At 62.9% G+C, this 25,906-nt stretch carries 29 protein-coding genes and 1 tRNA gene; 14 read left to right on the top strand and 16 right to left on the bottom strand.

Going from position 1 to position 25,906, the window contains the following annotated elements:
* Positions 1 to 76: 76 nt before the first annotated feature.
* The 5 genes from IVA88_RS09300 to IVA88_RS09280 all read left to right on the top strand — a co-directional run bounded on the left by IVA88_RS09300 (position 77) and on the right by IVA88_RS09280 (position 4,201).
* The gene (locus IVA88_RS09300) at positions 77 to 1,411 is read left to right on the top strand and encodes a dihydroorotase (RefSeq protein ID WP_247496990.1); all 1,335 of its coding nucleotides are present in this window, start codon (positions 77 to 79) and stop codon (positions 1,409 to 1,411) included.
* A 147-nt stretch (positions 1,412 to 1,558) separates the two neighbouring features.
* Positions 1,559 to 2,428 carry a sulfurtransferase gene (locus tag IVA88_RS09295; protein WP_247496989.1) on the top strand — a complete coding sequence of 290 codons (870 nt, stop codon included), beginning with the start codon at positions 1,559 to 1,561 and terminating at the stop codon, positions 2,426 to 2,428.
* A 114-nt stretch (positions 2,429 to 2,542) separates the two neighbouring features.
* Positions 2,543 to 3,247, top strand: a complete 705-nt coding sequence (locus tag IVA88_RS09290; protein WP_247496988.1) for an RNA polymerase sigma factor — start codon at positions 2,543 to 2,545, stop codon at positions 3,245 to 3,247.
* A 91-nt stretch (positions 3,248 to 3,338) separates the two neighbouring features.
* A complete protein-coding gene (locus IVA88_RS09285; RefSeq protein ID WP_247496987.1) occupies positions 3,339 to 3,872 on the top strand; it encodes a DUF4142 domain-containing protein in 534 nt (177 codons plus the stop codon).
* An 11-nt stretch (positions 3,873 to 3,883) separates the two neighbouring features.
* Positions 3,884 to 4,201 carry a cupredoxin domain-containing protein gene (locus IVA88_RS09280; protein WP_247496986.1) on the top strand — a complete coding sequence of 106 codons (318 nt, stop codon included), beginning with the start codon at positions 3,884 to 3,886 and terminating at the stop codon, positions 4,199 to 4,201.
* Positions 4,202 to 4,262: 61 nt separating this feature from the next.
* Here the strand turns inward: IVA88_RS09280 and IVA88_RS09275 are convergent, their stop codons facing one another.
* The 4 genes from IVA88_RS09275 to IVA88_RS09260 all read right to left on the bottom strand — a co-directional run bounded on the left by IVA88_RS09275 (position 4,263) and on the right by IVA88_RS09260 (position 6,047).
* Positions 4,263 to 4,529 carry a hypothetical protein gene (locus IVA88_RS09275; RefSeq protein WP_007594892.1) on the bottom strand — a complete coding sequence of 89 codons (267 nt, stop codon included), beginning with the start codon at positions 4,527 to 4,529 and terminating at the stop codon, positions 4,263 to 4,265.
* 139 nt (positions 4,530 to 4,668) lie between these two features.
* Positions 4,669 to 5,046: a TIGR02301 family protein gene (locus tag IVA88_RS09270; protein WP_247496985.1), complete on the bottom strand. Its 378-nt coding sequence runs from the start codon at positions 5,044 to 5,046 to the stop codon at positions 4,669 to 4,671.
* Positions 5,047 to 5,093: 47 nt separating this feature from the next.
* Positions 5,094 to 5,528, bottom strand: a complete 435-nt coding sequence (locus tag IVA88_RS09265) for an NUDIX hydrolase (RefSeq protein WP_247496984.1) — start codon at positions 5,526 to 5,528, stop codon at positions 5,094 to 5,096.
* Between the two features lie 18 nt (positions 5,529 to 5,546).
* Positions 5,547 to 6,047: a hypothetical protein gene (locus tag IVA88_RS09260; protein ID WP_247496983.1), complete on the bottom strand. Its 501-nt coding sequence runs from the start codon at positions 6,045 to 6,047 to the stop codon at positions 5,547 to 5,549.
* A 63-nt stretch (positions 6,048 to 6,110) separates the two neighbouring features.
* Here IVA88_RS09260 and IVA88_RS09255 point away from each other — a divergent pair, with 63 nt between their 5' ends.
* Positions 6,111 to 6,872, top strand: coding sequence for an SOS response-associated peptidase (locus tag IVA88_RS09255; protein ID WP_247496982.1), 762 nt, complete (start codon positions 6,111 to 6,113; stop codon positions 6,870 to 6,872).
* Positions 6,873 to 6,885: 13 nt separating this feature from the next.
* Here IVA88_RS09255 and IVA88_RS09250 read toward each other — a convergent pair whose 3' ends face one another.
* From IVA88_RS09250 to IVA88_RS09225, 6 genes are all read right to left on the bottom strand, one after another.
* Positions 6,886 to 8,079: a CoA transferase gene (locus IVA88_RS09250; RefSeq protein ID WP_247496981.1), complete on the bottom strand. Its 1,194-nt coding sequence runs from the start codon at positions 8,077 to 8,079 to the stop codon at positions 6,886 to 6,888.
* A gap of 35 nt (positions 8,080 to 8,114) precedes the next feature.
* On the bottom strand, positions 8,115 to 9,044 hold the full coding sequence (locus IVA88_RS09245) for a glycine/sarcosine/betaine reductase selenoprotein B family protein (RefSeq protein ID WP_247496980.1): 930 nt from the start codon (positions 9,042 to 9,044) through the stop codon (positions 8,115 to 8,117).
* A 70-nt stretch (positions 9,045 to 9,114) separates the two neighbouring features.
* Positions 9,115 to 9,696 (bottom strand): GDP-mannose pyrophosphatase, encoded by a 582-nt coding sequence (locus tag IVA88_RS09240; RefSeq protein WP_247496979.1) that lies wholly within the window; start codon positions 9,694 to 9,696, stop codon positions 9,115 to 9,117.
* Positions 9,697 to 9,705: 9 nt separating this feature from the next.
* Positions 9,706 to 10,149 carry a GNAT family acetyltransferase gene (locus IVA88_RS09235; RefSeq protein ID WP_247496978.1) on the bottom strand — a complete coding sequence of 148 codons (444 nt, stop codon included), beginning with the start codon at positions 10,147 to 10,149 and terminating at the stop codon, positions 9,706 to 9,708.
* Positions 10,146 to 11,573, bottom strand: a complete 1,428-nt coding sequence (locus IVA88_RS09230) for an FAD-binding oxidoreductase (RefSeq protein ID WP_247496977.1) — start codon at positions 11,571 to 11,573, stop codon at positions 10,146 to 10,148. The genes IVA88_RS09235 and IVA88_RS09230 overlap by 4 nt, the downstream gene beginning before the upstream one ends.
* A 22-nt stretch (positions 11,574 to 11,595) precedes the next feature.
* Positions 11,596 to 12,585: an L-threonylcarbamoyladenylate synthase gene (locus tag IVA88_RS09225; RefSeq protein WP_247496976.1), complete on the bottom strand. Its 990-nt coding sequence runs from the start codon at positions 12,583 to 12,585 to the stop codon at positions 11,596 to 11,598.
* A 68-nt stretch (positions 12,586 to 12,653) separates the two neighbouring features.
* Between IVA88_RS09225 and IVA88_RS09220 the strand changes: the two genes are divergently transcribed.
* The 4 genes from IVA88_RS09220 (at position 12,654) to IVA88_RS09205 (ending at position 14,555) form a co-directional block, all read left to right on the top strand.
* A tRNA-Pro gene (locus tag IVA88_RS09220) sits at positions 12,654 to 12,730 on the top strand.
* A gap of 398 nt (positions 12,731 to 13,128) precedes the next feature.
* Positions 13,129 to 13,587 (top strand): hypothetical protein, encoded by a 459-nt coding sequence (locus IVA88_RS09215; RefSeq protein ID WP_247496975.1) that lies wholly within the window; start codon positions 13,129 to 13,131, stop codon positions 13,585 to 13,587.
* Positions 13,588 to 13,589: 2 nt separating this feature from the next.
* On the top strand, positions 13,590 to 13,880 hold the full coding sequence (locus IVA88_RS09210) for a hypothetical protein (RefSeq protein ID WP_247496974.1): 291 nt from the start codon (positions 13,590 to 13,592) through the stop codon (positions 13,878 to 13,880).
* A 63-nt stretch (positions 13,881 to 13,943) separates the two neighbouring features.
* A complete protein-coding gene (locus IVA88_RS09205; protein WP_247496973.1) occupies positions 13,944 to 14,555 on the top strand; it encodes an SAVED domain-containing protein in 612 nt (203 codons plus the stop codon).
* 1,020 nt (positions 14,556 to 15,575) lie between these two features.
* On the opposite strand, the gene IVA88_RS09200 is transcribed toward IVA88_RS09205, so the two are convergent.
* Positions 15,576 to 15,866, bottom strand: coding sequence for a hypothetical protein (locus tag IVA88_RS09200; protein ID WP_247496972.1), 291 nt, complete (start codon positions 15,864 to 15,866; stop codon positions 15,576 to 15,578).
* 364 nt (positions 15,867 to 16,230) lie between these two features.
* Here IVA88_RS09200 and IVA88_RS09195 point away from each other — a divergent pair, with 364 nt between their 5' ends.
* The 4 genes from IVA88_RS09195 (at position 16,231) to IVA88_RS09180 (ending at position 20,998) form a co-directional block, all read left to right on the top strand.
* Entirely contained in the window at positions 16,231 to 16,935 is a 705-nt protein-coding gene (locus IVA88_RS09195; protein WP_247496971.1) for an ABC transporter ATP-binding protein, read from the top strand.
* Positions 16,932 to 18,131: an ABC transporter permease gene (locus tag IVA88_RS09190; protein ID WP_256466781.1), complete on the top strand. Its 1,200-nt coding sequence runs from the start codon at positions 16,932 to 16,934 to the stop codon at positions 18,129 to 18,131. Before IVA88_RS09195 ends, IVA88_RS09190 begins: the two co-directional genes overlap by 4 nt.
* Positions 18,132 to 19,667 (top strand): TolC family protein, encoded by a 1,536-nt coding sequence (locus IVA88_RS09185; protein ID WP_247496970.1) that lies wholly within the window; start codon positions 18,132 to 18,134, stop codon positions 19,665 to 19,667. It abuts the gene before it with no gap.
* Between the two features lie 89 nt (positions 19,668 to 19,756).
* Positions 19,757 to 20,998 carry an HlyD family efflux transporter periplasmic adaptor subunit gene (locus IVA88_RS09180; protein ID WP_247496969.1) on the top strand — a complete coding sequence of 414 codons (1,242 nt, stop codon included), beginning with the start codon at positions 19,757 to 19,759 and terminating at the stop codon, positions 20,996 to 20,998.
* Between the two features lie 148 nt (positions 20,999 to 21,146).
* Here IVA88_RS09180 and IVA88_RS09175 read toward each other — a convergent pair whose 3' ends face one another.
* The 5 genes from IVA88_RS09175 to IVA88_RS09155 form a co-directional block, all read right to left on the bottom strand.
* Complete coding sequence (locus IVA88_RS09175) at positions 21,147 to 21,950, bottom strand: hypothetical protein (RefSeq protein ID WP_247496968.1); 804 nt, start codon at positions 21,948 to 21,950, stop codon at positions 21,147 to 21,149.
* Positions 21,951 to 22,069: 119 nt separating this feature from the next.
* Entirely contained in the window at positions 22,070 to 22,786 is a 717-nt protein-coding gene (locus IVA88_RS09170; RefSeq protein ID WP_247496967.1) for a LuxR family transcriptional regulator, read from the bottom strand.
* Between the two features lie 359 nt (positions 22,787 to 23,145).
* On the bottom strand, positions 23,146 to 23,580 hold the full coding sequence (locus tag IVA88_RS09165) for a hypothetical protein (RefSeq protein ID WP_247496966.1): 435 nt from the start codon (positions 23,578 to 23,580) through the stop codon (positions 23,146 to 23,148).
* A gap of 27 nt (positions 23,581 to 23,607) precedes the next feature.
* Entirely contained in the window at positions 23,608 to 24,231 is a 624-nt protein-coding gene (locus IVA88_RS09160) for an acyl-homoserine-lactone synthase (RefSeq protein ID WP_247496965.1), read from the bottom strand.
* A 120-nt stretch (positions 24,232 to 24,351) separates the two neighbouring features.
* Positions 24,352 to 25,083, bottom strand: a complete 732-nt coding sequence (locus tag IVA88_RS09155) for a LuxR family transcriptional regulator (RefSeq protein WP_247496964.1) — start codon at positions 25,081 to 25,083, stop codon at positions 24,352 to 24,354.
* Positions 25,084 to 25,906: the final 823 nt, after the last annotated feature.

Below are 25,906 nucleotides of genomic sequence, written 5' to 3'. Positions count from 1 at the left end.
TGCGGAACGTAAGCCCGCAAGGATTAAACGACAAGACCTCGAGCCCCGCGCTTGGGGATGAAAGGGGCCTTCAGCCATGACCCAGCGTTTCGACGTGATCCTCAAAGGGGGCACCGTCGTCAACCAGGACGGCGAGGGCCTGCGCGACATCGGTATCGCCAATGGCCGCATCGCCGAAATCGGCGCGCTGTCGCAAGCTTCCGCCGCGGAGGTGATCGACTGCAAGGGCCTGCACATCCTGCCCGGCGTGATGGATACGCAGGTGCATTTCCGCGAGCCCGGGCTGGAGCAGAAGGAAGACCTCGAAACCGGTTCGCGCAGCGCCGTGATGGGCGGCGTCACCGCCGTGTTCGAGATGCCGAACACGTCTCCATTAACCGTGACGGAGGCCACCTTCACTGACAAGGTGAAGCGCGCCCATCACCGTATGCATTGCGACTTCGCCTTCTTCATCGGCGGCACGCGCGAGAACGTGCAGGACCTGCCGGTGCTGGAGCGTGCGCCGGGTTGCGCCGGCGTCAAGGTCTTCATCGGCTCCTCGACCGGCGCGCTCTTGGTGGAGGACGACGAAAGCCTGCGCCGCATCTTCCAGGTGATCCGCCGCCGCGCGGCCTTCCACGCGGAGGACGAATATCGCCTCAACGACCGCAAATCGCTGCGCATCGAGGGCGATCCGCGCTCGCATCCGGTGTGGCGCGACGAGACCGCGGCGCTGATGGCGACGCAGCGGCTGGTGAAGCTCGCGCACGAGACGGGCAAGCGCATCCACGTGCTGCACATCTCGACCAAGGAAGAGATCGAATTTTTGCGCGACCACAAGGACGTCGCGTCCTGTGAGGCGACGCCGCATCATCTCACGCTGGTCGCGCCCGAATGCTACGAGCGGCTCGGCACGCTGGCGCAGATGAATCCGCCGGTGCGCGGCGCAGATCATCGCGCCGGGATCTGGCGCGGCATCGAGCAGGGCATCATCGACGTGCTGGGCTCCGACCACGCCCCGCATACCCTGGAAGAGAAACAGAAGACCTATCCGGCCTCACCCTCCGGCATGACCGGCGTGCAGACGCTGGTGCCGCTCATGCTGGACCACGTCAATGCCGGCCGCCTGTCGCTGGCAAGGTTCGTCGATCTCACCAGCGCCGGTCCCGCGCGCCTCTACAACATGGCCTGCAAGGGCCGCATCGCCGCCGGCTACGACGCCGACTTCACAATCGTCGATCTCAAGCGCAGCGAGACCATCACCAACAAATGGGTGGCCTCCAAGGCCGGCTGGACCCCCTATGACGGCGTCCGCGTCACCGGCTGGCCCGTCGGCACCTTCATCCGCGGCCGCCGCGTGATGTGGCAGGGCGAACTCGTGACGGCCGCGCAAGGCGAGCCGGTGCGGTTTCTGGAGACGTTGAAGCAGTAGCCGTAGCCGCGGTGTTGTCACACATTCGTCATTGCGAGCGCATCGAAGCAATCCAGAGTCTTTCCGCGGTGGCAGTCTGGATTGCTTCGCTGCGCTCGCAATGACGAGTGGAGAGAGCTACACTCCCCCGAACGGGAGAGCAGTCCGATGCCCCAACCGACACCCCTCATCACCACCGAGCAACTCGCAGCCCAGCTCGGCGACCCCAACCTTCGCCTCTACGACTGCACGACCTACAACGAGCCGGTGCCACCGGGCAGCGACGTGCCCTATCGTGCGGTGCCCGGCGACAAGACGTTCGAGGCTGGCCACATCCCGGGCGCCGATTTTCTCGACCTGCAAGGCGAGTTCTCCGACGCCTCGGCGCAGCAGTTCTTCATGACGCCTGGCGTGGCCCAGTTAGAGGCCGCCTTCGGCCGCCACGGCCTCGATGCGTCCAAGTCCGTCGTGCTCTACAGCATCGGCACCATGATGTGGTCGACGCGGTTCTGGTGGATGCTGCGCTCGCTCGGCGTCGACGCGCAGGTGCTCGACGGCGGCTTCGACAAATGGAAAGAAGAGGGACGACCGGTCGTAACAGGTCGCCCGACGGGCTATCCGGCCACGAATTTCAAGGCCACACCGCGCGCAGGCTTGTTCGTCGACAAGACCGCCGTGAAAGCGCGACTCGGCGATCCCGCGACTGTTATCGTCAACGCGCTCGGTCCACAGTATCATCGCGGCCTCGAGCCGAGCCGCTATGGCCGGCCCGGCCGCGTTCCCGGTAGCGTCAACGTGTCAGCGGCAACCCTCACCAATGCCGACAAGACCCTGACGACGCTCGCCGATGCCGCAGCCAAATTCGCAGCGGCAGGCGTCACCCGCGACAAGAATGTGATCCTGTATTGCGGCGGCGGCATCTCGGCGACGATCGACCTGCTGCTGCTGACGCAACTCGGCTATGACAAGCTGACGCTCTACGACGCCTCGATGGGCGAGTGGGCGAGGGATCCGGCGCTGCCGATCGAGACGGACTAGGGGCTTCCTTCCTCCCCTGCAGGGCCGAGCAGGATCCGCATTAAAAAGTCCGGAACCTTTATCGCCAGTCTGCATCCAATGTCTGGAACGAAGCCAAACGAGCAGGTGACCGCCATGCAATGGACCGCAGCCGACCTGTCCGCCGGCGCCAAAACATCAGAAATCCGGACATTGGAAGCCAAACTGGTCGAGCGGGCGAGGGGCCGTGACGAGGCCGCGTTACGCCAGATCATGCAGGCCAACAATCGCAGGCTCTACCGCCTCGCGCGCGGGATTTTGCGCAGCGACAGCGAAGCCGAGGATGTCGTTCAGGAAACCTACGTCCGCGCCTTCACCCATCTGGACGGGTTCCGCGGCGAATCCGGACTGTCGACCTGGCTGTCGCGCATTGCCATCAACGAGGCGCTTGGCCGCGCGCGAAGCGCCAAGCCGCATGTCGAGCTCGGCTCGGTGCCCGAAGCGATCCTGGAGGCGCAGATCATAAAATTTCCCGTTTCCCCCGCAGGCGATCCGGAAAGGACCATGGCCCAACGTGAAATCCAGCGTGTCGTCGAGCGCGCCATCGATGAATTGCCGGATGTCTTCCGCATGGTCTTCGTCGCACGCGTCATGGAGGGCATGAACATCGAAGAGACCGCCGAGCTGCTCGGCGTCAAGCCCGAGACCGTGAAGACGCGGCTGCACCGTGCGCGCACCATGCTGCGCGAGAACGTCGAGAAGGAGATCGGCCCGCTCGTGATGGATGCATTTCCGTTTGCGGGATGGCGCTGCGAGCGGTTGACCGTGTCTGTGCTGAAGCGGCTCGGCATCGGCGGCTGAAGTTTTTCGGGAACGTTTGCGCGACAGTCCCATCCAACGCCTGTGAAGCAACGCGCCGGCAAAACGCCCGGCACCACAGGAGTGTCAAATCATGTTCGTTCGTTGGAGCGCGGCGATCGCCGCAGCAATTCTGTTGTCGAGCCCCGCGCTGCTGCAAGGCGCCAGAGCAGCCGACAAGCCGACCGATCCGCAAATCGCCCACATTGCCTACACCGCGGGCGTGATCGACATCAACGCAGCCAAGCAGGCGCAGAAGAAGGCCAAGAGCAAGGACGTGAAGGCATTTGCCGCGGACATGCTGCGCGACCACGAGGCCGTCAACAAGCAGGCGCTGGCGCTGGTCAAGAAGCTGAACGTCACGCCTGAAGACAACGACACTAGCAAGGCGCTGTCGAAGCAGGCGAGCGACAAGCTGGCCGAGCTCGACAAGCTGAGCGGTGCGGCCTTCGACAAGGCCTATGTCGCAAACGAGGTCGCCTACCACAAGACGGTCAACGGCGCGCTTGAGACCCAGCTCATTCCGTCCGCCAGCAATGCCGAGTTGAAGAACCTGCTGCAGACTGGCCTGAAAATCTTCCAGGGGCATCAGCAGCACGCTGAGCACGTCGCGGCGGAACTGAAATAGGGGAGGCGACGATGCCGGGACGATTGTCTACGATCGCGGCAGCGGTCGTGTTCGTGGCGATGGCCGTCCCGGCGCACGCCGCGACCATTCAGATCATGATGGAGAATCTCGAAATGTCGCCGAAAGACGCTTCGGCGAAGGTCGGCGACACCATCGAATGGATCAACAAGGACGTCTTCGCCCACACCGCGACCGCCAGAAACGGCGATTTCGACGTGAACCTGCCGGCGAAAAAATCGGCGACTTTCGTTTTGAAGAAGGCGGGCACGGTCGATTATTACTGCCGCTATCATCCCAACATGAAAGCGACGCTCAAGATCGAGCCGTGAGGAGGACGGATCGCGTTCCCGACTGGCCCCGCCCGCGTGGCGGGGTCCATTTCGGAGGCGCTTACTGCCGGGAGATGTCGACCGAGAACTCGCCGTTGCGGATGCGGCCGGGAAAGCCTTCGACGAACTTCGCCACCGCGTCCTCGCCATAGGTGCCGACGAGTTCGGCAAGGGCCGCAAACAGGCTCGCCTGCGCCAGGCAGTCGCCGTCGACGCCATCGTGGCGCGCTTCGGCCCAGGCCTCGTTGAGATAGCTCAGTGCGGCCTGCTTCTGCTCATGATCGGGCAGCGGCGCGCGTGCGGGGGCGTACGAAACTGGATGGCTCATGAAACTCGTCAGGGCTGGGGCGCAATCCACGGCGATGCGCTGTGCGAGAGGTGTAGCACGCGCGTTAACGCCCGCTAGGCCACATCTTTAGGAACGGTTAACGGCTGTGTACAAAGTCGATGTCGTTGTTCCCGCAGCGTCAGTTCGCGTAACGCGCCGTGAGATCGCGCGAGATTTTCGAGCCTTCCTCGATGTAGCGGCGGATCGCCACCGTCGCGGCCGGCGTGCAGGTCCGGTAGGTCTGCTGAAAACCGTTATAGCCGCGGTTGAAGCCGGCGATCATGCGGGTGCGGCGTTCGCCAGCGGGAGTTTCGGCATCGATCAGCGCCTGCATCTCGCTGCGCCATTTGTTGCCCTCGTTGGACCCGCAGATGCCGCGCAGATAGTGCAGCCCGCCGAGGATTTCCGCCAGCCGCTGCAAATCGCCGTCAAACGGCGCTGCCCCGTCCTGAGCCCTCGTGGGCACGGAGGCGCAGGCGAGAATCAGGGCAAAAATGGCCAGAAATCGCGTGGACATCGGCGGGGTGTATGCCTCCTTGGGGCGGTAGACGCAAGGCGGGGCCGTCAGGGGCCGATCAGCCGGTGGGCGGACTGGATGACCTCTTCCAGCCCCCCGGTCAGCTTGAGGTGGCCAAGGCTCGTCAGGGCTTCCGGGGCGATCCAGCGGTAGTCGTCGAGCTCGTCGTTGAGAACCGGCTCCCGGGCCACCCAGCGGGCGGCAAAGGACATGATCAGATAGTGGCCGGCGCCGGCCGCCGCCGGCAGCACTTCGCGCCAGCCCGCGAGGCCAATGATTTCGATATCGAGGCCGGTCTCCTCGTCGATCTCGCGCGCCAGCGCCTGGTGCAGCGATTCGCCGAATTCGACCCGGCCGCCCGGCAGCGAATAGAACCCCTTTGCGGGCGAGCGCGCGCGGCGGGTCAGGAGCACCTTGCCGTCACGAAAAATCGCGGCACTGACCGCGATCTGAGGACGGGTGGGCTGAACGATCGCAGCCATGACTTCACCTGCTCGAGCTCAGCTCGCCATGATGTTGTCGACGTCGGCTTCCGCGCCGCCATTGATGATGCCGCCGCAGGCCGCGATCAGCGGCTTGACCCAGTGGGCGGCCTGCTCGGCGAGGCGGACGCGGGTCGTGTCCTTCTCGACCTCGCGCATGGCCGAGCCGACTGCCGACAGGATCGAGGTCATGGTGTCGGTGAGATGGTCGAACTGGGCGCGCACGTTCGGGTCGGCCTTTTCATAGGCCTCGATCGCCAGATCCCGGGCCTTGAAATTCGAGGCAGTGAAATGCTCGGCATAGGACAGCGGCGACCAGGTCAGAAAATCTTCCGCGCATTCCGGCATGTCCGGCACCATTTCCAGCAGCATCACGGCTTCATTGAAATGGTTGAGATAGTCGGTGGCAAGCCCGGTGCGCGGGTTGATGTTGGCCACGCGCAGCCGCTCGGCCCAGGCCGCGGCCTCGGGCCCCGTCTGTCCATGCATTCGCGCCGGCTGGGAGGCCATTGAGCTCATCTGCCGCAGTGTTAACGTTCGGAGTTAAAAGGACCTGAACGGACCCTATATGGACGCCCTAGGATGTGTGGACGCTTCGTCATAACTTCGGCCCCCGCGGCTTTGCGGCAACTATTCGGCTACATCGACCAGCCGAACTTCCCGCCCCGGTTCAACGTGGCCCCGACGCAACCGATTCCGGTCGTGCTGGCCGAGAACGGCGCGCGGCATTTCCGCCTGATGCGCTGGGGCCTGTTGCCGGGCTGGGTCAAAGATCCCCGGGGATTTACGCTCCTGATCAATGCCCGTTCTGAGACGGCGCTGGAAAAGCCCGCCTTCAAGAACGCGATTCGCCGCCGGCGCGGCCTGATCCCGGCGGACGGTTATTATGAATGGAAATCGATCGACGGCCACAAGCAGCCGTTCTTCATCCATCGCGCCGACGGGGCGCCGCTCGGCTTTGCCGCATTGTTCGAGACCTGGGTCGGGCCGAACGGCGAGGAACTCGACACGGTCGCAATCGTCACGGCGGGGGCGAGCGAGGATCTCGCCACGCTGCATGATCGCGTGCCCGTCACCATCAACCCGCGCGATTTCGAGCGCTGGCTCGATAGCCGCAGCGATGAATTCGATGCCGTGTTGCCGCTGATGACCGCCCCGCGCATCGGCGAATTCGCCTGGCACCCGGTCTCCAATCGCGTCAACCGCGTCGCCAATGACGACGACCAGTTGCTCCTTCCGATCAGCGCGGAGGAGATCGAGGCGGAAATAGAGGCTGCGAAGCCGAAGCGGGCGGTGCGGAAGGTTGCTGCGTCATCAGACGACGGGCAGGGGTCGTTGTTTTAAGCGGCGCCGCCCTTCACACAATCTCTTTCGCCCGCAGCCCCGCAATCTCTGCTGCATCAAACCCCAGCTCGCCCAAGACCGCATCCGTGTCCGCACCCAATTCCGGCGCCATCCGGTCCAGCCTGCCGCCGCCATGCGCGAGCTTGAATCCGCTGCCGGCGAAGCGCAGGCGCCCATAGGGCGTGTCGAGCTCCTGGATCGCGCCGCGCGCCTTGATCTGCGGATGATCAATGACTTCCTCGACTTTCCAGATGCTGGCGCAGGGCGCGCCGGCATCTTCCAAAATCGCCTCCCATTCGCGCGCCGGCCTCGCCGCGAGCGCCTCTTCGATGATGGCGCGCAGCGCCGGCTCGTTCTCGTTGCGCGAAAACCAGTCGGCAAAGCGCGGATCGCTCAGGGTGTCCTCGCGGCCGAGCGCGGCCATCAGCGCGCGGTACTGCTTTTCGTTATTGACGGCGAGCAGGATGTGACCGTCGCCGCATTTGAACAGATTCGCGGTGGTTCTGCGGCTGACGGCCTGATTGCCCGACAGCTGCTGGCGATGGCCGGCGACCGACCAGTCCGCGATCTGCCCCGACAGAAACGCCATCGTCGCCTCGAGCATGGAGACGTCGATGAGCTGGCCCTTGCCGGTGCGGTCGCGCTGATACAGCGCGCTCGACACGCCAAACGCAGCGGTCGCGCCCGACAGCACGTCGCACACCGCAAAGCCGGCGCGGGTCGGCCCCGTTTCGGGATGGCCCGTGATGGCCATGATGCCGGACAGCGCCTGCATCTTGCCGTCATAGCCAGGCCGCAGTCGATCCGGGCCGGTCTGGCCGAAGCCTGATACCGCGCAGTAGATCAGCTTCGGGTTGATCGCGGACAGCGCCTCATAGCCGATGCCGAGCTTGTCCATCACGCCGGGCCGGAAATTCTCCATGACGACGTCGACTTGTGCGGCGAGCTTCTTCACGATCGCGATTGCGTCGGGCTTCTGCAGATCGAGCGTCAGGCTGCGCTTGTTGCCGTTGATGGCCTGGAACGCCGGCGCGAGCCCGCGCTCCGCCCATTCGCGCGACAGCGGCGTGCGGCGCATGTCCTCGCCCTCGCGCCGCTCGACCTTGATGACGTCGGCGCCCAAGAGCGCGAGCTGATAGCTCGCATAGGGGCCTGCCAGCACTTGCGTGAAGTCCAGGATCTTCACGCCCTCGAACGGTCGCGTCACGTCGCTCTCCCTTTTGTTTTGGTTGTCGGAGGACGTCAGGCGGCGCGATTGCCGCGCGCGATCTCCTTCTGCTTGTCGAATTCGGCACGGCGGCGCGCCAGCTCTTCAGGCGAGAGCTGCGCGACGTTATTGTAGTCGAGCTTCCAGGAGGCGTCCTCGCTCCAGCGCAGCGGCGACTGCATCGTGGTCTGCGGGCCGCTCGCGGTCTCCAGCAGCTTGAGCGCCAGCTCGAGCGTCTGCGCCTGCGAGGCGACGTCGTGCGGCTTGCCGGCGGAGTTGCCGAGCGGGAAATCCGAGAACAGGAAGCGCGGCACGGCGGCGTGCTCGATGATGTCCTTGGCGCAGCCCATGATCACGGTCGGAATGCCGCCTGCCTCGAGATGCCGCGCCACCAGCGCGGTGGTCTGGTGGCAGACCGGGCAGTTCGGCACCAGCACGGCGACATCGACCTTGTCCGCGACGGCCCGCGCCAATATTTCCGGCGCGTGGGTGTCGAGGGTGACGCGATGGCTGCGGTTGGTCGGCGCGCCGAAGAAGCGCGGGGCGACCTCGCCGATGCGCCCGGCGGCGCTCGTCTTCAAGAGCTGCGGCAGCGGAAACCAGGTGCCGTTGTCGGTCGCCGAGGTGTGCTTGCGATCGTAGCCAATATGGGAGATGCGAAGATCGTGCGGCTTCGAGGTGTCGCCGTCATAGACCTGGTAGAATTTCGCGCCGCCATTATACGCCGCGCCCGGCCCCTGGTCGCCCTTGGCGGGATCGTATGGCGCGGCCGTCGTGATGATCGTCACGCGCGACTGCGACAGCGGCTTCTTCAGCGGCTGGAACGGCGCCTCGGTGTAGTGGGCCCAGCGATACGCCGTGGTGTAGCCAATCGCGGCGTAGTAGTCCCGCGTGCGCTGCATATAGGGGACGGGGGCGTCATAGTCGGGAGCAAAGCCGAATTCGTCGTCGCGCGAAGCGGACATGGGCGCGTCTCCTGGTTCTTGTTGGCAACAGACTAGAGATAGTCGGAGGTGAGCTCAAGGGCAGGCAAGCTCACCGGAACAGATGCAGCGCCGCGTATTGCAGCAGCATGATCGCCTTGGCATCGATGATGCGGCCGTCGGTGATCATCGCCAGCGCCTCCTCGATGCCGAGCTCAAGCACCTCGATGTCCTCGCCCTCGTGTTCGAGACCGCCGCCGTCGCTGACCCGCATCTCCGGCTCGTATTCGGCAACGAAGAAATGCAGCTTCTCGGTGATGGCGCCGGGGCTCATGAACGCCTCGAACACTTTCCCGACGTGGTGCAGGCGATAGCCGGTTTCTTCCTCGGCTTCGGCGCGGATGCGCGTTTCGGGCGAGGCGTCGTCCAGCACGCCGGCGGCCGCTTCGATCAGGAGATCGTCGTAGCCGCGAATGAACGCCGGCAGGCGGAATTGCTTCACCAGGATCACCGTGCGCCGTGCGAGATTATACGGCAGCACGGCCGCGGCGTTGTCGCGCTCATAGGTCTCGCGGTGCTGCGTCTGCCATTCGCCATTGGCGCGCCGGTACTCGAACGTGGTGTTCTTCAGGATGGTCCAGTTGTCCGAGAGCACGCGGACGTCCTTGATGCGGACGCGATCGGAAATTGTCATGGCTCGATCTCAATTGCTAGGCGTGGTCTCGCGACCATCGAGCCATTTCTGGAACATCACCGAGGTCGATTCCTCGAAACCCAGCGACTGATAGAACGCATTGGCCTGCGCGTTCCCACGGCGGACCAGCAGCTGGAGCTTCAGAATTCCAGCCGCGCGCAGCCAGTCCTCGGCGGCGGCCATGATCACCCGGCCATGGCCGCGCTTGCGGCCATCAGGATCCACGGCGACGTAATAGACCCAGCCGCGATGGCCGTCATGGCCGACCATGACGGTGGCGACGAGGGCGCCGCCGTCTCGGCCGAGCAGGATGGTGGAATTATCGCGCCGCCGTGCCAGCGCGATGTCGGCATGCGGATCGTTCCACGGCCGCGTCAGGTCGCAGCGCTGCCACAGCGCGACCACAGGCTCGACATCGGCGTCGGTGATCGCATCGATCTTGAGCGCACTCACAGCACTTTTCCCGGGTTCATGATTCCAAGCGGATCGAGCATCGCCTTGAGCTGTCGCATCAGTTCGATTGCGGTCTTGTCCTTCACATCGGGCAGCTCGTCGCGCTTGAGCACGCCGATGCCGTGCTCGGCCGAGATCGAGCCGCCCATGCGCAGCACGATCGCGAACACCACCGCGTTCATCTCGTGCCAGCGCGCCAGGTAGTCCGCGGTGTTGGCGCCGATCGGCTGGCTGACATTGTAGTGCAGGTTGCCGTCGCCGAGATGACCGAACGGCACCGGTCGTGCGCCCGGAATCAGTTTCACCACGGCGGCATTGGCTTCCGTGATGAAGGCGGGCACGGTGGCGACAGGCACTGAGATGTCGTGCTTGATCGAGCCGCCCTCCGGCTTCTGCGCCGACGACATCTCATCGCGCAGCTTCCAGAAGCCGGCGCGCTGGGTGAGATTGGCCGCGATCACGGCGTCGTCGACGATCTCGTCCTCCATGGCGCGGCCGAGGATCGTTTCCAGCGGCGTGCGGGCGTCGTCGCCCGGTGAAGACAGTTCCATCAGCACGTACCAGGCATGCTTTTGCGCAAGCGGGTCGCGGACGTCGATGCCGTGGCGGATCGAGAAATCGACCGCCATCTCCGAGAGCAGCTCAAAACTCGTCAGCGCATTGGCGGCCTCGCTTTGTGCGATCGTGAGCAGCCTCAAGGCGGCATCCGGCGACTTCAGCCCGACGAAGGCGGTCTCGATCGCCCGCGGCTTCGGAAACAGTTTCAGCGTCGCGGCCGTGATGATGCCGAGCGTGCCTTCGGCGCCGATGAAGAGGTTATGCAAATTGTAGCCGGTGTTGTCCTTCTTCAGCTTCGAGAGCGCCCCGAGCACGCGTCCGTCCGCCAGCACCACCTCGAGCCCCAGCGCCATCTCGCGGGCTACGCCATAGGCGAGCGCGGCCGTGCCGCCGGCATTGGTCGACAGATTGCCGCCGATGGTGCAGCTCCCTTCCGCGCCCAGCGACAGCGGAAATAGCCGGTCCACTTCGGCGGCCTTCTGCTGTGCGATCTGCAGCACCACGCCGGCCTCGCAGGTCATGGTGTTCGACGCAGTATCGACCTCGCGGATCTTGTCGAGCCGCCGCAGCGATACCACCATCTCGCCATTGTGCGGCGTCTGCCCGCCGACGAGCCCGGTGTTGCCGCCCTGCGGCACCAGCGCGATCCTGTGCTCGGAGGCGAGCTTGCAGATCGCGGCGACCTCCGCGGTCGAACCCGGGCGCAGCACCAGCGGCGAGCGGCCGTGGAACAAATTGCGCTCCTCGGTGACGTAAGCCTCGATATCGGCCGCGTCGGTGATCGCGTGCCTCTCGCCGACGATCTTGCGAAATTGTTCGATCAGCTCGGGCGCAAGCGGAGGCGTGGCGGAATGATTGATGTTCATGGTCTTGTCTCTTGCTTCGCTCTTATCGCGCCACGGCCGCCCGGCGTAGCCGGTCATTGATCGCTTCGCCCAAATCGTCTTCGGGGATCGCCATCACGGCGATCGCCCGCGGTGCTTTGGCATCGAGGGCGCGAAGATAGCCGAACAGATTGGCGGCGGCTTCATCGAGATCACCGGTGGGCGACAAATTCATGACGGCGGCGGCGGCCTCCAGGCCAGGCAGGCGCGCGGGTCCGAACGCCAGCAGCGCTTCGCCCGGCGCCACGTCGCGCGCGTCGAGCCGCACATTGGCACGCGGTGCGTAATGCGAGGCGAGCATGCCCGGGGCCAGCGGCTGGCGGTCGTCGCTGTCGGCCTCCGCGGGCAGTCGTGCCAGCGGTGTGCCGAGCACGGCTTCGATCCGCTCGCGTGACAGTCCGCCGGGCCGCAGCAGCATCGGCGCCGCAAAGCAGCCGATGATGGTCGATTCGACGCCGACCGTAACCGGCCCGCCGTCCACGATCAGGTCGATCCGCCCCGCAAGGTCGCTTTCGACATGGGCGGCCAGCGTCGGCGAGACGTGGCCGGAGATGTTGGCGGACGGCGCCACCACCGCCCCGTCAAAGACGCGCAGGATCGCCTGCGCCACCGGATGGGCGGGAATGCGGATCGCGACCGTATCGAGCCCCGCGGTGGCAAGCTCCGCCACCGGGCAGTTTTCCGTCTTCGGCACCACCAGCGTCAGCGGCCCCGGCCAGAACGCCTCCGCAAGGCGCAAGGCGCAGGCGTCGAATCGGCCGATCCTCCGCGCGGCAGCGAGATCGGCGACATGCGCGATCAGCGGGTTGAAGGCCGGGCGCCGCTTGGCGGCGTAAAGATGGGCGATCGCGCTGGCATTTCCGGCGTCCGCCCCCAGCCCGTAGACCGTTTCGGTCGGGAACGCGACCAGCCCGCCGGCGGCCAGTGTCCGGGCGGCAGCTTCGGCGCCGGCCTCGCCGGCCGGTAAAATCACCGTTTCAAGACCCGTTTTCACAGGGATAAGATTCCTCAGCTCGGCCGCTTGCGGTGCGCCAAACCCGACGCTATAAGCCGGCCTCTTGTCGGAGTGTGGCTCAGCCCGGTAGAGCACTGCGTTCGGGACGCAGGGGTCGCAGGTTCGAATCCTGCCACTCCGACCATTATTTCAAGTACTTATAGTTTCTATGTTTTTCGGGCGCAATGAAATGCGCAACGATTTGAGGCACGGCAGCCATGCCCGTCGACCTCAAGGCTTACGCCAGGGACGTCGAGGAGCAGATCAAGCTGATCCGCGACGCCGCTGTAAGCCGGGAAAATGACGATCGGGGAACGCGAGGAAATGGGCCCTGGTGGGGAATCACCTAGGACATGATCAAGCATCACAGGTCCTCCCTACGAGCTTATTTTGACTGGGCGCGAATGAGCACGCTGCGAATGCCGCTCGGGCATATCGATATCGCATGGTACTTGCTTGCGGAAGCCGAGCTTGCCGGGGATGTCGGGTCTTCCATTGCTAGCTCGATGCGGAAGCCGTCTTGGCGGCCGGGCTATTCCCTCTATGGAAACCAACCTTCGGGCGGCGCGGGTCGAGGCATCGATCAAGGGCTCGGACGCTCATCGCTTTTTGGCTTGCGTTTCGAGCTGGGTTGAAGGTCTCTTCTACATTCAGAGTCTTGGCCAGAGCTTCAGAGAGTTTTCACCGCTCGATCCGACCTACGGTGAAATCGAACCCGCCCCGCCGGAAAAATTTGCAGATCCTAATGGGCAAAGGCTCCTTGCGAACGCTCTATTCGGCTTCGGGATCGCCGCGAGCTTGCAGGGGAGGCCTCAAGCCTTGCAGGCGCTGTATGCCGCGATTCCCGAACAGCACTATTCCCCCGATCTCAGTCGGCTCGCGGGCGTGATGGCAGGTGCGCTGGAGCCAAGGCCGCGAACGAAGCGGTCGAAAGCGCGATCAATCAGGTCGCAACACGAGCGTCGGACCTTCAGCCGGATGACGTCTTTGTGGCAGCCCTGAATATGATCCAGTTCATTGCGCGCTCAACATTGAATACGGTATTGGCGCCCCTTCTCGCACATTGGCTGCGAGCGCGATGGTCGCATGCGATCGAGCAACAAGCCTTCCTCCTGCGAAATCCGGCAACAAACATCCCTGCGATCAGGCTGGTCATCGGCATGCAGGAGTACACGCTGCAATACTGCGCGCACTTCTTGGCCACTGTCGCGCCAGCGGCCAGGACGCGGCTGGATGAATCGTTTCGTACTTACCTCACCGAGTTATCCATGCCAAAGCCGAACTTCACGAGATAACAATACCTGTTCCCTAAGGCTTTGGCCGACGCGCAGCGGAAGCGGCTCGGTCGGCCGGTGGTTATGCGTTCACCGAATTGCGGCTTTCTCCTCGCTGCCGAAGGATCAGTCGCAGTTGAGGCTCGCGCTCGACGCCCACGCGACGCTCGCCTTCGCCGCCGGCTCTGTCGTCAATATCAAGTCCGGGCGCCAGGTGGAGCTCGAACGCGAAGCACGGGCCTGCGGCTCTGGTCGGCCGACTGCAGCTCGGTTTCAGGACGAGATTTTTTCCGACCTCCGGAAGTACCGTTTCGCAAAATTTCCTTACGCCCCTCGAGACGTCGTGGGTCAGGCCGATCGCTACCGCGAGCTAGGTGCGGTCAGATCGGATCTCGACGGTTTCGGCGACGAGGACGGGCCAAGTCGGATCGGAGATCGCGTCGTGGTTCCGGCGCGCAATCGGTCACGTGCGGGCGCCACGCTTTCGAGCTCCCCGACGCGGCGACGGACGCGATCCGATTCGCCGATACCGACGGAAACGACGTCACCTTCGTCGCGGCGCCGAACGCCTTCACCTTCTTTCTTGGCCAGCGTCAGAACGCGCTCGGCAGGGTCCGCCTCTACGAGTTCGACTTCGACGGCGGCCGCTCCTATACCGCCGCGTTGACGCTGCCGCCGGGCAAGGCGCCCACCTAATGTCGCCTGCCATTATCGACACGACCCTTTCCCTACGGTTGTGTGTCGTGCGAATGTCGCCCCATAAGACGGGCCCGGGACCGGCAGTATTACCTTATCGGTAATTGCGCGGCTCGCGTTACGACGTCACGCCGCTCGAGGAAGATGCTTTGACCCTGCGTCGCCTTGCGCAAGCGGACGCTGGGGTCCTTGACGTTTCGCGCGAAAAACATCACCGCTGGACGCAGAATTGGCTTTCAGCCAAGCATTTGGTTTCTGGGAAAGGCTGATGAACGAGCTAAACGTCTTCACCCGAGAAGCGCGGCTGCCCGATAAAATCATGAAGGCAGCTAACTAGTGGATTTCTGGGAGTTTGAGCACGAGGTGATTGTGAAGGCCCACCGACTCTGAGCTGAGTCGCCTCGACCTGCTTGCCACCAGTCGGGCGGGAGGTCGGGGGTGGGGCATGGAGTTCGACGGCCCTTACATGCGGTATCCCTTTGAGAATATTACAGCAGCGCTGTTCTTCGCAAATATCGGGTCAGAAGGTAGGAGGTTGCACGCGCTCGCAACCACCTGGGCATAATGCTGGGTCGTTGCCATCTTCGGCCGGCGCGTACACCTTGAAGAAGTCGAGGATGGTTTGTGATGGCTGACGGAGATTTTCGCCTTCACCAAGTTCTGTAGTATAGCCAGCCCGTCGCGTAGTCCTTGAAGGTGGCGAAGCCCTGCGCGTCCTTCAGCACGGGCTTGTAGATGTCGAGGTAGCCCGTCAACGACCACGTTCAAGATGAATAGCGGGCAGACGTCCTATGTCTGGCAACTGGCGGCCGAGACCACCGTGAATTTGGACAGGGCTCTGGGCTGGCCAAGAACTTTGCTCGCAGGGTGAACGTCATTGTCGCGCAGACGGACGTCATCCAGCAACTTGATACCGAAGATTACAATGCCGGCACAGCCATCCCGAGCATGGTGGGCGCTACAGACAGCATGTGCGGCGAGCGGCTTAAGATGAAGCCTCAGAACTCCTGACGGTCCACGTCAGTCGTCGACGGCGAACACCCGGGAGGCTTGTCCTGGGATGGATTGCGCAAAGGCGATATCGAGCGCGATAATGTCGCTATAGCCCCTGGTCTCGTCACCCAGGTTGATCAGGTCCACGACGGCCGTGCCGGACCCAGTTTCGAAATTGGAGGCGAGGCCCCCCGGGAGGCGGACGAGCGCTTCCAGGCTCGGCCCTGGTCTCGATTGCGACCGTGATTTGCGGCGCTCTTCGCAGGCAAGCGCGCATGGGCCGAAACTCGACCCGTTGCCAGACATCGGGATGGCCAAGGCGTCTCCGGTGTTCGCAGAACTTGCGATGGGATCGACCGCTGCGACGCTCGGTGAGACAACGAGCGATAAAGCTACGCAGGTCCCAATCAGTCGGTGGCGCATCGAGTCAGGTCGCCGAAGGTGGAGCCTTTGCCACAATCGCACGCTTTACCGATCGTTGTCCGCGTCAATTTGATTAGATCGGTGGGGGTGACGATGCATCTCTCGTTTTGGTCCTCTGTCAAGTTTGTAAAATACTAAATTGCCGGCCCGGCGGGTTTCGAGCCAAAATCTCGTCAAGCGGAGAGCTGCTTCCTCATACCCCGGAGAAGAGTTGTTGCTATGGGCCTCGGGGGCACATGACCGCCGGGGTTCGCGCGAGATGCTGAGGATCGACCGAGTCAGCAAGAGCTACGCCGGCTCCGCGGGGGGAATATCTGTTCTCAAGGATGTGACGCTTGCGATAGGCGCGGGAGAGATGTGCGCACTCACAGGTACGTCGGGGTCGGGGAAGACCACGCTGATGAATCTGATGGGGTTGCTCGATCGGCCCGACACCGGCGAAATCCACCTTGATGGAACATCCGTCGCTGGTTTGCCGGAAGCTCAGGCCGCCCGAATGCGCAACCGGCATATCGGATTTGTCTTCCAGTCGTTCCATCTTCTGCCGAGGCTGTCGGCGCTCGATAATGTGGCGTTGCCACTGCTTTACCGTGGAGTTGACGGCTCGCGCCGCCGGGAGGCCGCCGCTATTGCTCTCGAACGCGTGGGGCTCTCGGCTCGGTCGACGCACCGCCCCGATGAGCTCTCCGGCGGGCAGCGCCAGCGGGTGGCGATCGCGCGGGCGCTCGTCGGTGAGCCGGCGCTGCTGCTCGCTGACGAGCCCACCGGCAACCTCGACAGTCAATCCGCCGACGATATCTTGACGCTGTTCCTGTCGCTGAATCGCGAGGTCGGGGTCACAATGGTGATCGTGACGCACGATCCTACGCTTGCGGCCCGGTGTCCGCGGCGCATCGTCATGCGCGACGGCGGCGTGGTTGACGACAATTGGGGCGATCTTCGCGCCGTCGACGTGGTGTCATGATCGGGGATGGCCTCGTTCTTCGGGAGATTGTCTGCGATGCGGCGTCGAACCTGCAAGGGCTCAAGGGACGCACATTCCTGGCCCTGATCGGCATCGCGATCGGGACGGCGGCCGTGATTGCGATGCTGCACATCGGCTACGATGCCCGGAACGAGGCAATGCGGCAGTTCGATTCACTCGGCATCGACCTCGTGAACATCGCTCCGAAGGCTAACGGAACAATAGCTCCGGTCATACCGGCAGATGCTGCGCGCGATCTTGCCGGCGCCGGGGTGGGGGTGGTGGCCGCCGCTCCCTTCATCCTCGCGGGGACCTCAATAAAGATCGGCCGCTCCTCGCTGCCCGCGAATCTCGTCGCCGCCATGGACGGGATCTATTCGCTCGCCAAAGCCGAAATTGCGACCGGGAGACGGACATCCGACCTCGACGGTTTTGCGCCCTTTGCCGTCCTAGGGGCCGAACTTGCCAACGATATTGCGACCGCATCCGGAAGACCCATCAAGATCGGCGATGAAATCGTGGTCGATGGCCCGATCGTAACCATCATCGGCACCCTGTCGAGCGTCTATGCCAATATGGTCCTCAACCTGGATCTCAACCGATCGGTCGTCGTTCCCTATGCGGCCGCCCGCCGCCTGGTCCCTTCGCCGCAGATCACCAATATAGCCGCCCGCCTGGACGCTGGGGAGAACGACCAGACCGCCTCTGCAAGTATCGCGGCGTATTTTCGCGCGCGGATGGGCGGCGGCCAGGGCGTGAGCGTGCGGACGGCGCGTCAACTGATCATTGGGCTTGAGCAGCAGATGCGCATCTATGGCCTTTTGCTGATGGCGATCGGCGCCGTATCGCTCGTCGTCGGTGGCGTCGGCGTGATGAACGTCATGCTGATGAGCGTCATGGAGCGGCGGCGCGAGATCGGCATTAGGCTTGCGCTCGGGGCCCGGCGTCATGATGTCCGTCTGATGTTTCTGGTCGAGGCCTTGCTGCTGTCGGCGGCCGGATCGGCGATCGGCACGGTCCTTGGGACGCTGGCGGGCTGGCTGTTTGCCAGCGCATCCGGCTGGTCGTTCGCCGCCGCGCCCGCCGCATTGCCGCTGGGGGCGGGCATGGCGCTTGTCGTCGGCCTGTTCTTCGGAAGCTACCCCGCGGCGAGGGCTGCCAAGCTCGATCCGATCGCAGCGCTGAGGGCGGATTAGATGGGGGCGCAGCTGAAGCAGCGGTTGGGTGTTGCGCTCGCCTTGGCGCTGGGAGCCGCCGTCCCGCTCGTGGGCGCAACGGCGCAAGACACCGGGTCGAAACCCGCCATCAAGGCCAAGCGCGTCAATCGTCCGCCGGCGCCCCCGGTGACGCAACCGGCGGCAGCCGAGACGGACGCTGCCAAACCGGCGGGCATTTCCCTGACCGTTGCGGATGCGATTGCCATCGCCCTGCGCGACAACAGGACGATCCGTAGCGCTTATATCGACAGGATATCGCAAAAATTCGATCTAAGAGCAGTCGAGGATCGCTTTACGCCTCATTTCTCCATCGGCGGGGGCGCGACCCATCAGCAAATAGCCGGGATCGGCACGACCAGCGCCGAGATCACGCCGGCGGCCACGGCCCTGTTGCCGACCGGGGCAACATTCGGGCTGGCTTGGGCGAACCAGATGACCGACACCGCCGGTGTCCTCACACGCAGCTCGGCGGCCGAGCTGACGGTGTCGCAGCCCTTGCTGCGCGGGGGAGGTGTCGACGTCACCATGGCGCCGGTGAGAGCGGCCCGATTGAGCGAAAGGATCAACCGGCTGAAGCTGAAGGCGACGGTCTCCGAGACGATCGGCCAGGTGATCTTCGCCTATCGGGCTTTGCTCCAGGCGCAGGAAGAGCTGAAATTGGCGCAGGCATCGGTCGGCCGCGCGCAGGATCTCGTCGACATCAACCGTAGCCTCATCGTCGCTGGACGAATGGCGGCAGTCGATATCGTGCAAACCGAGGCGGATGTCGAAAACCAGCGCATTCGCGTGCTCGAGGCGACAAAGACGCTGGACACGGCGCGGCTGCAATTGCTGAACTTTCTGTCCATCGATCTCGGTGCGGCGATCGCGGCTAGGGAGAGTACGGACCCGGCGAGGATCGCGACCAACCTCTCGCGATTGATGCAGATCGCTCTGGCCCAGCGCCCGGACTATCTTGGGCAGGTTCTCGTCGTCGAGCAGAACAAGCTTGGCATCGTCGTCGCCCAAAATGAACGACTGTGGGACTTGTCGGTGTTTGCCAGCGGCAGGTTCGGGCGTGCGACGACGACGGGGGGCGGCACCTTCTCCTCGGAACGGATATCGGACGTCACGGTCGGTGCGGCGTTCAGTATTCCGCTCAACGATTTGCGCCGCGAGCAACCCTTCGTACAGGCGACCGCCACGCTGCAGACGTCGGAGTTGCAGCTCACGAGTATCCGTCAGGGGGTTGAGCTTCAGGTGCGCGGTTCGGTGACGGACGTTGATATCCGCTGGCGACAGCTCGAAGTCGCGCGTCGAGCCCGCCAACTGGCGGCCAAAGCCGTGGAGATCGAGAAGGAGAAATTGAAGGCCGGCCGCTCGGTCAATTTTCAAGTACGTGGGCTGGAAAACGACTTGCGCTTGGCTGAAAGCCAGCAGCTTGCCGCCATGATCGGCTATCTCAACGCGCTGACGCTACTGGATATCCAACTCGGGACCACGCTGGACACATGGCGCATCGCGTTGAAAGATTGACCGGGAAAGCTGAGAATTCCGGCGCCGAAACTGCGGCAACTTTGGCTCGCGCGCGGACGATCATATCTGCACCGCGACGGACCAGCCGCATGGTGATCGCGGCCGCTCTGGCCTCCATTGTCGCGATGAGTCCGGCCGCGTGGTTTTGGCAAGGCGTCATTTCCACGCCACAGAGCGCGCCACAGCCGACGTCCCGTGTCTTCAAGATTGTGCCAAGCGCCGTCACGTCACGGTTGACCATCACAGGAACCTTGAAGCCCGGAAGGACGGCCCCGATCGTGGCGCCATTTGACGGCTTCGTGCTGGAGCGCAAGGCCCAACTGGGCGATCGCGTCGCTGCCGGCGATACGGTGCTTATTATGGACACTGCGGAAGCGCAGAGCCGCGTCCGTGAAGCTCAAGCGATTCTCTTGAAGGCCACTATGGCTTTTGACGTCCTGGTCCGCTGGGAGCGGAGTCCCGATGTCACGCGTGCAAAGCGTGCCCTTGAGAACGCGGAGGCCGCGCTTGCGATCGTCGAGCGCCAGGTGTCCGAGACCAAAACTTTGCTCGATCGAGGGATCGTCTCACGCAATGAATTCGATGGTCTCGTCCAGCAGCGAGATACCCAACGGATGGCCGCGGACAGCAGCCGTCTGGACCTGCAAACAATGCTGGATCGCGGCAACGCCGAGAACCGTCAATTGGCGGATCTGGAAGTGAAGAACGCATTAGCCAGATTGGGAGACCTGAAGCATCAGCTCGACGGCAGTACCGTCGTGGCCCCTTCGGCAGGGGTCTTGGTAAGGCCACCGGTGGCGATGCCCAGCTCTCAAACGGCTCTCCTAAGCGAGCCCGGCAGCCGGGTCAGCAGAGGTCAGCCGTTGTTCGCGGTTGCCGACCTGACGGGGCTGGTCGTCACGGGAAAGATCGACGAGGTGGATATCAATCGCGTGCATGTCGGCCAACCCGTCACAATCAGCAGCGACGCTTTCTCCGGCGAGGTTCTAGGACGGATCGTTGCGGTCAGCGCAGAAGCGAGCGGCGACCAAAGCGCCAGTTCGGCTCCATCGTTCGAAGTCCGTGCGGCCGTAAGAGCTCAAGGAGCGCTTCTTGGTTCGATGCGCGTCGGGATGTCGGCGCGGATGACGATCGAATTGGCCTCGGACGCCGGAGCCTTGATCGTGCCGGTGGAGGCCGTGCGCGGCACCCTCGCGGAACCACGGGTGAGAGTCCGTGATCCGGAATCTGGCCAGGAGCATGATCGTCGCGTTGCTCTAGGTGCGACGAGTGAGCGCGGGGTCCAAGTGCTGAACGGGCTGGAAGCAGGGGAGATCATCGTGTTTCCCTAGGAAGGCGATCTCCTGCGGCAATCATGCATTGTTGCAGGCGGGCCTGACGGATGTTCGCGGCATCCGCCTATTAGACCATGAGCTTCGCACTGGCAGTGTATCTTGCGATGCCGGAGAGCCGGACAATTCGTGAGGCCGACGCCCGCTCCTAGGAACTCGAGGCGGCAGCACCGTCAGCGGCATGCTTCCACACGACGACCGACCCATTGCCGTCGACAAAGTAGGTGGTTGCCGGGTCTTTGAAGATCGACGCGTTGTGGTTGTAGGTGGATGTGAAGTTGATGGAGCTGCCGCCTTCCGCACCTTGCAGAGTCCAGGTGTTATGAAAGTTCAGCTCGGGGATGTCGTCGGCGCTGACGAGCGTCACCTGATGATTGCGGACAGCGTCGAGGTAGGCTTCCGCTTTGGCCTTCAGCGCTGGATCGGGTTCGGCCGCCGCGGACTGCGCGGCGGCTTCTTCTTGATTCTTATACCAGGCACTCAGTTCTTCGGGCGTGGAAGGAACAGTGAAGAAGTCGTTCACTGTCTTCGTGAACGAACTGACGGTCCCATCCGGAGCTCTGTGATCATCGATAAGGCGATCGAGGTACCCGGAGATTTGATCGAAATTCCCGGATCCGGTGCCCGGCGTGGAAGCTGAGCCGTCCGACGAATTGCCGCCGAGCTCGAAGCTGTCGGCCGAAGCGGTGTTCGCGCCCGCGGCCCTGCCCGAACTTTTCGCCGACTGGACCTGAAGCGCCAGCTTGTCCGCAGCGACTTTTTCTATTTTCGCACGCGCAAGTATCGTCTGTGCCCGATCAGAGAGATCGACGGTGTCAATGGGGTTTCTTGAAGCGGAATCTTGCTTCGGTGGGGCGGATCGGCTCGGCGTCGACTGATCCTGGGAGCTCGAGCGGAGGAGCGACACCACGGCATCGCCAGCACCGGAATTGGCCGAGGAAATGTTTGTCATGATCCGCCTCTCTTCCCGAAGATCGAAACTCTGGACGGAAGATCGCCGGATTCGGTGGTTCCAGCAATCTGTAGAAACACAAAGGTTCGGGCCGAGTTCGTTAATGATCGGTTAAAGGGTCACCGCCCGAACCCCAGCAAGGAAGCCTTGACCGCAATCTCCTCAATCGTGGTGCAGCCGAGCTTTCGGGAGGCTCCCTTCAGGTATTGGCGCACGGCGCTCGCCGACAGGTTCAACTGGCGTGCGATCCTTCCCGGGGGTGCGCCACGGGCCAGATGATGCAAGCACTGCCGTTCACGCCGGGACAGTTGCCGTATCTTGAAATCGGGGCGCAGGCTGGCGAGTTGCATCGCCCGATCGTGCAGATAGTGGGAAACGAGCGCGAAGTCGCGCAGGTACTCGTATCGAGCCTTGTGCCAGCGGTGATCGGTTTCGTTCGTCGTGAACGTAAAGAGCGCGCGCTCGCCAAATGGTCCCCGGATCGGCAACGTAAAGCCATGGCGCCCCACGCCGTAGCTCTCGGCCTCCACGAAGAAGCGTCTTGCCTGGTCGGTCTCATGATCGACTGTGATCCAGTCGATGGGCAATGTTTCCTCGCGTCCGGCGAGCAGCACCGGATCGATGCTGAAGTAGTCCTTCTCGGTATAGCGAGCGACCCAGGCCGGGTCATACGTACAGAGAACAAGGGGCCGTAGGTCCTTTGAGAGTGGGGCGTAGGTCGCATGGTAGATCAAATGGGCGACGCCGCTCTGATTGCGCCAGTCAAATAACAGCTTGGACAATCCGTCGACAGATTTGGCGTGAGCGAGCTCCGCAATGACGGTTTCGATATTCATGAGGATGCACGAGAAGTTTCACGGCCGCCCATCGCCGGCGACGCGAATTTACCACGATGCCGAAGAAGCCCAAAGACGCCGACCTTGCGGAAGATATTGCTCGATCCGCAGAGGAGGCCATCGCATGTTATAATGTTTAGATCTCCTTCCGGTGTCCTCAGGGGGCCCACGTGCGCTGCACTTGTCGGTATGGGGCTTTGGACTAGAAAGACTGCGAGGTCCGGAAGTGTCTTACTGGCCCGCACCGCAGTTGGCATTCTCAGCCTACGATGCGCTGGATCCTTGATGGGCAACGCAGTCTTAGCCTGAAGACGAGAGCGATGGTGCACGCGGGCACCACCGCCTCGCCGCGGCTTTCGCTATTGCATGGTGAACCCGCCCGACCAGCCGTTTGTGATCCCGATATCAGACTGCTTGGTGCAGGAGGGGCGGCCGCCGGAGCCCTTGTAGGCGTTGGTCGATGCGAAGCCCGTGATGCTGCTCCCGGATTGCAGGACCTGAACCTGGAACTGGCAGCCGAAGCTGCCGCTCTGGTACCGGACGGTGCACAGGGTGGTCGTGCCGGTCGTGGAGCCGCTGAAGGTTGGAGAACCGCCGGCGCTGATCGAGAAGGGTGGCGAGATTGAACCACCGCCCGTGCAGCTTGCGGTATCGAGGAAGAGCGTCGCCCCGAAGGAATTGGTGACCTGGAACTGCGCCGTCAGCGCCATGGCGGCGCTGGCACCGCCCATGACGACGACGCCCGCGGTAACCAGCCCGATGCAGCTCCTCAAAGCAGACTTCAACACTTTCATTGCCTTCTCCTCACAAAATAAGCCGCACTATGCGGCTCGCCTTTCGAACCCCAGGTTCTCCAGCTCGGTGATCGCGCGTGCGGTCATGGCATTCAGCGCATCGTGCGAGACGTCCCAGGTACCGACGACGAGGCGGCCGACCTGAGGGCGCGATATCGCTATTGGTGAGGGGGACCATCCGATGCGGCGATAGACGCGCGTCATGGCGTGATCGTACAGGCCGACGATGTGCTCCATGCCCGAGGCAAGAGCGAATTCGCAAAGGCCTATCAGAAGCTGGGATGAGATATAGCGATTTTGCGCTCGACCTTCGGAGGCCGAACAAGGATGGACGCAAAAGCGCGTGCACTCCCAGGTTCGGCGGTCGCTGATTTTGGGAGGGCGGTCGAAGAACGGGGCGAATTCGTTTTGCAGCATCGTGTCGCCATTCGCCGGGAGGAGGCGAAGCGAACCTGTCGTGTGTCCGTCATCCGCGACGCAGATAAGATAGATTGTCTCTTGTTTCACATCGTAGCGGTCGAATTCCCATCCGTGGCGGACATCGACGTTCCAGCGAAGGCGGTCGGAAAATATCGCTGCGCGCGCCCGGAACATTTCGTCCAATAGTCCCAGGCAGCTGGACCGATCGGCGTTTGTTATTATTCTGATCATCCCAACTCCCAAGCCAACGCTGGCATTTGCCAGCGAGGAGGGAGTGCTCTCAATTTGGATACTTACCAAGTTGACAAACGGATCAACTCATGCGCGGTTTGGCAGTCGCGTGGAGAGCCGTCAGACGTCGATCAGTTCTAGGAAGAGAGCCTTTGCCGCTGCTTCTGCGACGCTTGAGCAGCCGAGTTTAGTTCGGGCATTCTGAAGATAAATCTGGACGGCGTTGGTCGACAGCTTGAGTTCGCTCGCGATTCGCTTTGGCACATCGCCGCGGGCGATCTTCGACAAGCATTCCTTCTCGCGCGGCGACAAATTGAGCTTCCGCGAGGGAGGCCTGAAGCCGGCCAACTCAACGGCTCGATCGTGGAAGAAGTGGCCGACGAGCAGGAATTCCCTCATATAAGCGAGGCGCGTCTTCGACCACTCCGCATCCGAGGCATTGGAAGTGACGGTAAACAGGGCGCGTTCGCCCGCGGGCCCTCTTATCGGCATGGTCACGCCTTGCCTGCCGACGCCAAACTTGTCCGCCTCCGAGAAGAAGCCGCGCGCGATCGGTGTCTCCTTGTCCACATTCGACCAATCCAAGGGCAGAAATCCCTGCCTGCCGGAGCGTACGATCGGATCTATCTGAAAATAGTTCCGTTCCGTGTACCGTCGAACCCATTCTAGATCATAGGTCAGGAGCAAAAGCGGGTTAGGCTGTTCGGCCTGTGGAATCCGAACGGCGTGATAGACTATGTTTGCAACGCCGAAAGGCGCTCGGACAGTGTGGATGACGTCCGAAAGATCCTGCAGTCCGCTGGCGGAAGCGATTGCACTGAGGATAGTCTGGAATCGTTCTGATGTGTCCATTTGCCACGCCCGTTGAGCACGCTAGTTCGGCTAGACTTGCGACTTTAGCGAGCATAGCAAGTTCGCGTCAGAGAAACATCGGGAACACTTTAATTCACGGCTTACGGTAGGCGTTTTAAACATTTCAGGAATGCATTCGGAAAGAGTTCCTCATATGCAGCGTCGATTTGTGGCTGCGTTGCAGCAATCAACATCTGTCGCGGAAACGGTGTTTGGTTCGAATGCGGGAAACACTCTGGGACAGATGGGGAGCCGTAAAGCGCGAGCCTCGCGATGTCATCCACTTGCCTGATATCGATGACTGGCGAGGACACCGTGAGCGTGGTAAATTGCCGACGGCACCGGGGTAAGGAAATCGATATAGGTCAAGCCTCGAACCCGGCGAGAGGCCAGCCTTCCGAGATCCCGCACGAGCCCTTTATAGCACTGGTTTTCAGTTTCAATACGGCGCTCGCGATCATCCAATATTTCGCGGCCGATTAGGCGGTCGTCCTTGATCAACGAATAACGACATCGTTCGGATGGTCTTTCCGCGGGAATTCCTTCCAGGTGCGCTCCGATGTGTCACGACAGCATACGAAACTGATCGCTCATCGTTCCCTTTGGCGCGTCTTTGCCGCCGTTGATGCGCAGATGTCAGCGTGCGTTCGACCGATCAAGCCACGTCCTTGTGCTGCTTGAATGCCGGCAGCCATGGTGGTCCCCGTCAGTTCGTTCACGGGCAGCGTCCAACGCAACCTCGAATGGGCTGATCAGGCCCGAGGGACGGCAAGAGCCTCGATCGCCTTCCCGCAACGGCTACGCCTGCTTTTTTCCCCTGCCG

The organism is Bradyrhizobium sp. 149 (assembly GCF_023073915.1).
Taxonomy (GTDB): Bacteria; Pseudomonadota; Alphaproteobacteria; order Rhizobiales; family Xanthobacteraceae; genus Bradyrhizobium.
This window is presented reverse-complemented; position numbering and strand designations above follow the sequence as displayed.

Excerpts from the sequence above, each read along its gene's own strand:
- IVA88_RS09300 (WP_247496990.1), top strand. The coding sequence starts at position 77 with ATGACCCAGCGTTTCGACGTGATCCTCAAAGGGGGCACCGTCGTCAAC.
- IVA88_RS09295 (WP_247496989.1), top strand. The coding sequence starts at position 1,559 with ATGCCCCAACCGACACCCCTCATCACCACCGAGCAACTCGCAGCCCAG.
- IVA88_RS09290 (WP_247496988.1), top strand. The coding sequence starts at position 2,543 with ATGCAATGGACCGCAGCCGACCTGTCCGCCGGCGCCAAAACATCAGAA.
- IVA88_RS09285 (WP_247496987.1), top strand. The coding sequence starts at position 3,339 with ATGTTCGTTCGTTGGAGCGCGGCGATCGCCGCAGCAATTCTGTTGTCG.
- IVA88_RS09280 (WP_247496986.1), top strand. The coding sequence starts at position 3,884 with ATGCCGGGACGATTGTCTACGATCGCGGCAGCGGTCGTGTTCGTGGCG.
- IVA88_RS09275 (WP_007594892.1), bottom strand. The coding sequence starts at position 4,529 with ATGAGCCATCCAGTTTCGTACGCCCCCGCACGCGCGCCGCTGCCCGAT.
- IVA88_RS09270 (WP_247496985.1), bottom strand. The coding sequence starts at position 5,046 with ATGTCCACGCGATTTCTGGCCATTTTTGCCCTGATTCTCGCCTGCGCC.
- IVA88_RS09265 (WP_247496984.1), bottom strand. The coding sequence starts at position 5,528 with ATGGCTGCGATCGTTCAGCCCACCCGTCCTCAGATCGCGGTCAGTGCC.
- IVA88_RS09260 (WP_247496983.1), bottom strand. The coding sequence starts at position 6,047 with ATGAGCTCAATGGCCTCCCAGCCGGCGCGAATGCATGGACAGACGGGG.
- IVA88_RS09255 (WP_247496982.1), top strand. The coding sequence starts at position 6,111 with ATGTGTGGACGCTTCGTCATAACTTCGGCCCCCGCGGCTTTGCGGCAA.
- IVA88_RS09245 (WP_247496980.1), bottom strand. The coding sequence starts at position 9,044 with ATGTCCGCTTCGCGCGACGACGAATTCGGCTTTGCTCCCGACTATGAC.
- IVA88_RS09240 (WP_247496979.1), bottom strand. The coding sequence starts at position 9,696 with ATGACAATTTCCGATCGCGTCCGCATCAAGGACGTCCGCGTGCTCTCG.
- IVA88_RS09230 (WP_247496977.1), bottom strand. The coding sequence starts at position 11,573 with ATGAACATCAATCATTCCGCCACGCCTCCGCTTGCGCCCGAGCTGATC.
- IVA88_RS09215 (WP_247496975.1), top strand. The coding sequence starts at position 13,129 with ATGGAAACCAACCTTCGGGCGGCGCGGGTCGAGGCATCGATCAAGGGC.
- IVA88_RS09210 (WP_247496974.1), top strand. The coding sequence starts at position 13,590 with ATGATCCAGTTCATTGCGCGCTCAACATTGAATACGGTATTGGCGCCC.
- IVA88_RS09205 (WP_247496973.1), top strand. The coding sequence starts at position 13,944 with ATGCGTTCACCGAATTGCGGCTTTCTCCTCGCTGCCGAAGGATCAGTC.
- IVA88_RS09195 (WP_247496971.1), top strand. The coding sequence starts at position 16,231 with ATGCTGAGGATCGACCGAGTCAGCAAGAGCTACGCCGGCTCCGCGGGG.
- IVA88_RS09190 (WP_256466781.1), top strand. The coding sequence starts at position 16,932 with ATGATCGGGGATGGCCTCGTTCTTCGGGAGATTGTCTGCGATGCGGCG.
- IVA88_RS09185 (WP_247496970.1), top strand. The coding sequence starts at position 18,132 with ATGGGGGCGCAGCTGAAGCAGCGGTTGGGTGTTGCGCTCGCCTTGGCG.
- IVA88_RS09180 (WP_247496969.1), top strand. The coding sequence starts at position 19,757 with ATGGTGATCGCGGCCGCTCTGGCCTCCATTGTCGCGATGAGTCCGGCC.
- IVA88_RS09175 (WP_247496968.1), bottom strand. The coding sequence starts at position 21,950 with ATGACAAACATTTCCTCGGCCAATTCCGGTGCTGGCGATGCCGTGGTG.
- IVA88_RS09170 (WP_247496967.1), bottom strand. The coding sequence starts at position 22,786 with ATGAATATCGAAACCGTCATTGCGGAGCTCGCTCACGCCAAATCTGTC.
- IVA88_RS09165 (WP_247496966.1), bottom strand. The coding sequence starts at position 23,580 with ATGAAAGTGTTGAAGTCTGCTTTGAGGAGCTGCATCGGGCTGGTTACC.
- IVA88_RS09160 (WP_247496965.1), bottom strand. The coding sequence starts at position 24,231 with ATGATCAGAATAATAACAAACGCCGATCGGTCCAGCTGCCTGGGACTA.
- IVA88_RS09155 (WP_247496964.1), bottom strand. The coding sequence starts at position 25,083 with ATGGACACATCAGAACGATTCCAGACTATCCTCAGTGCAATCGCTTCC.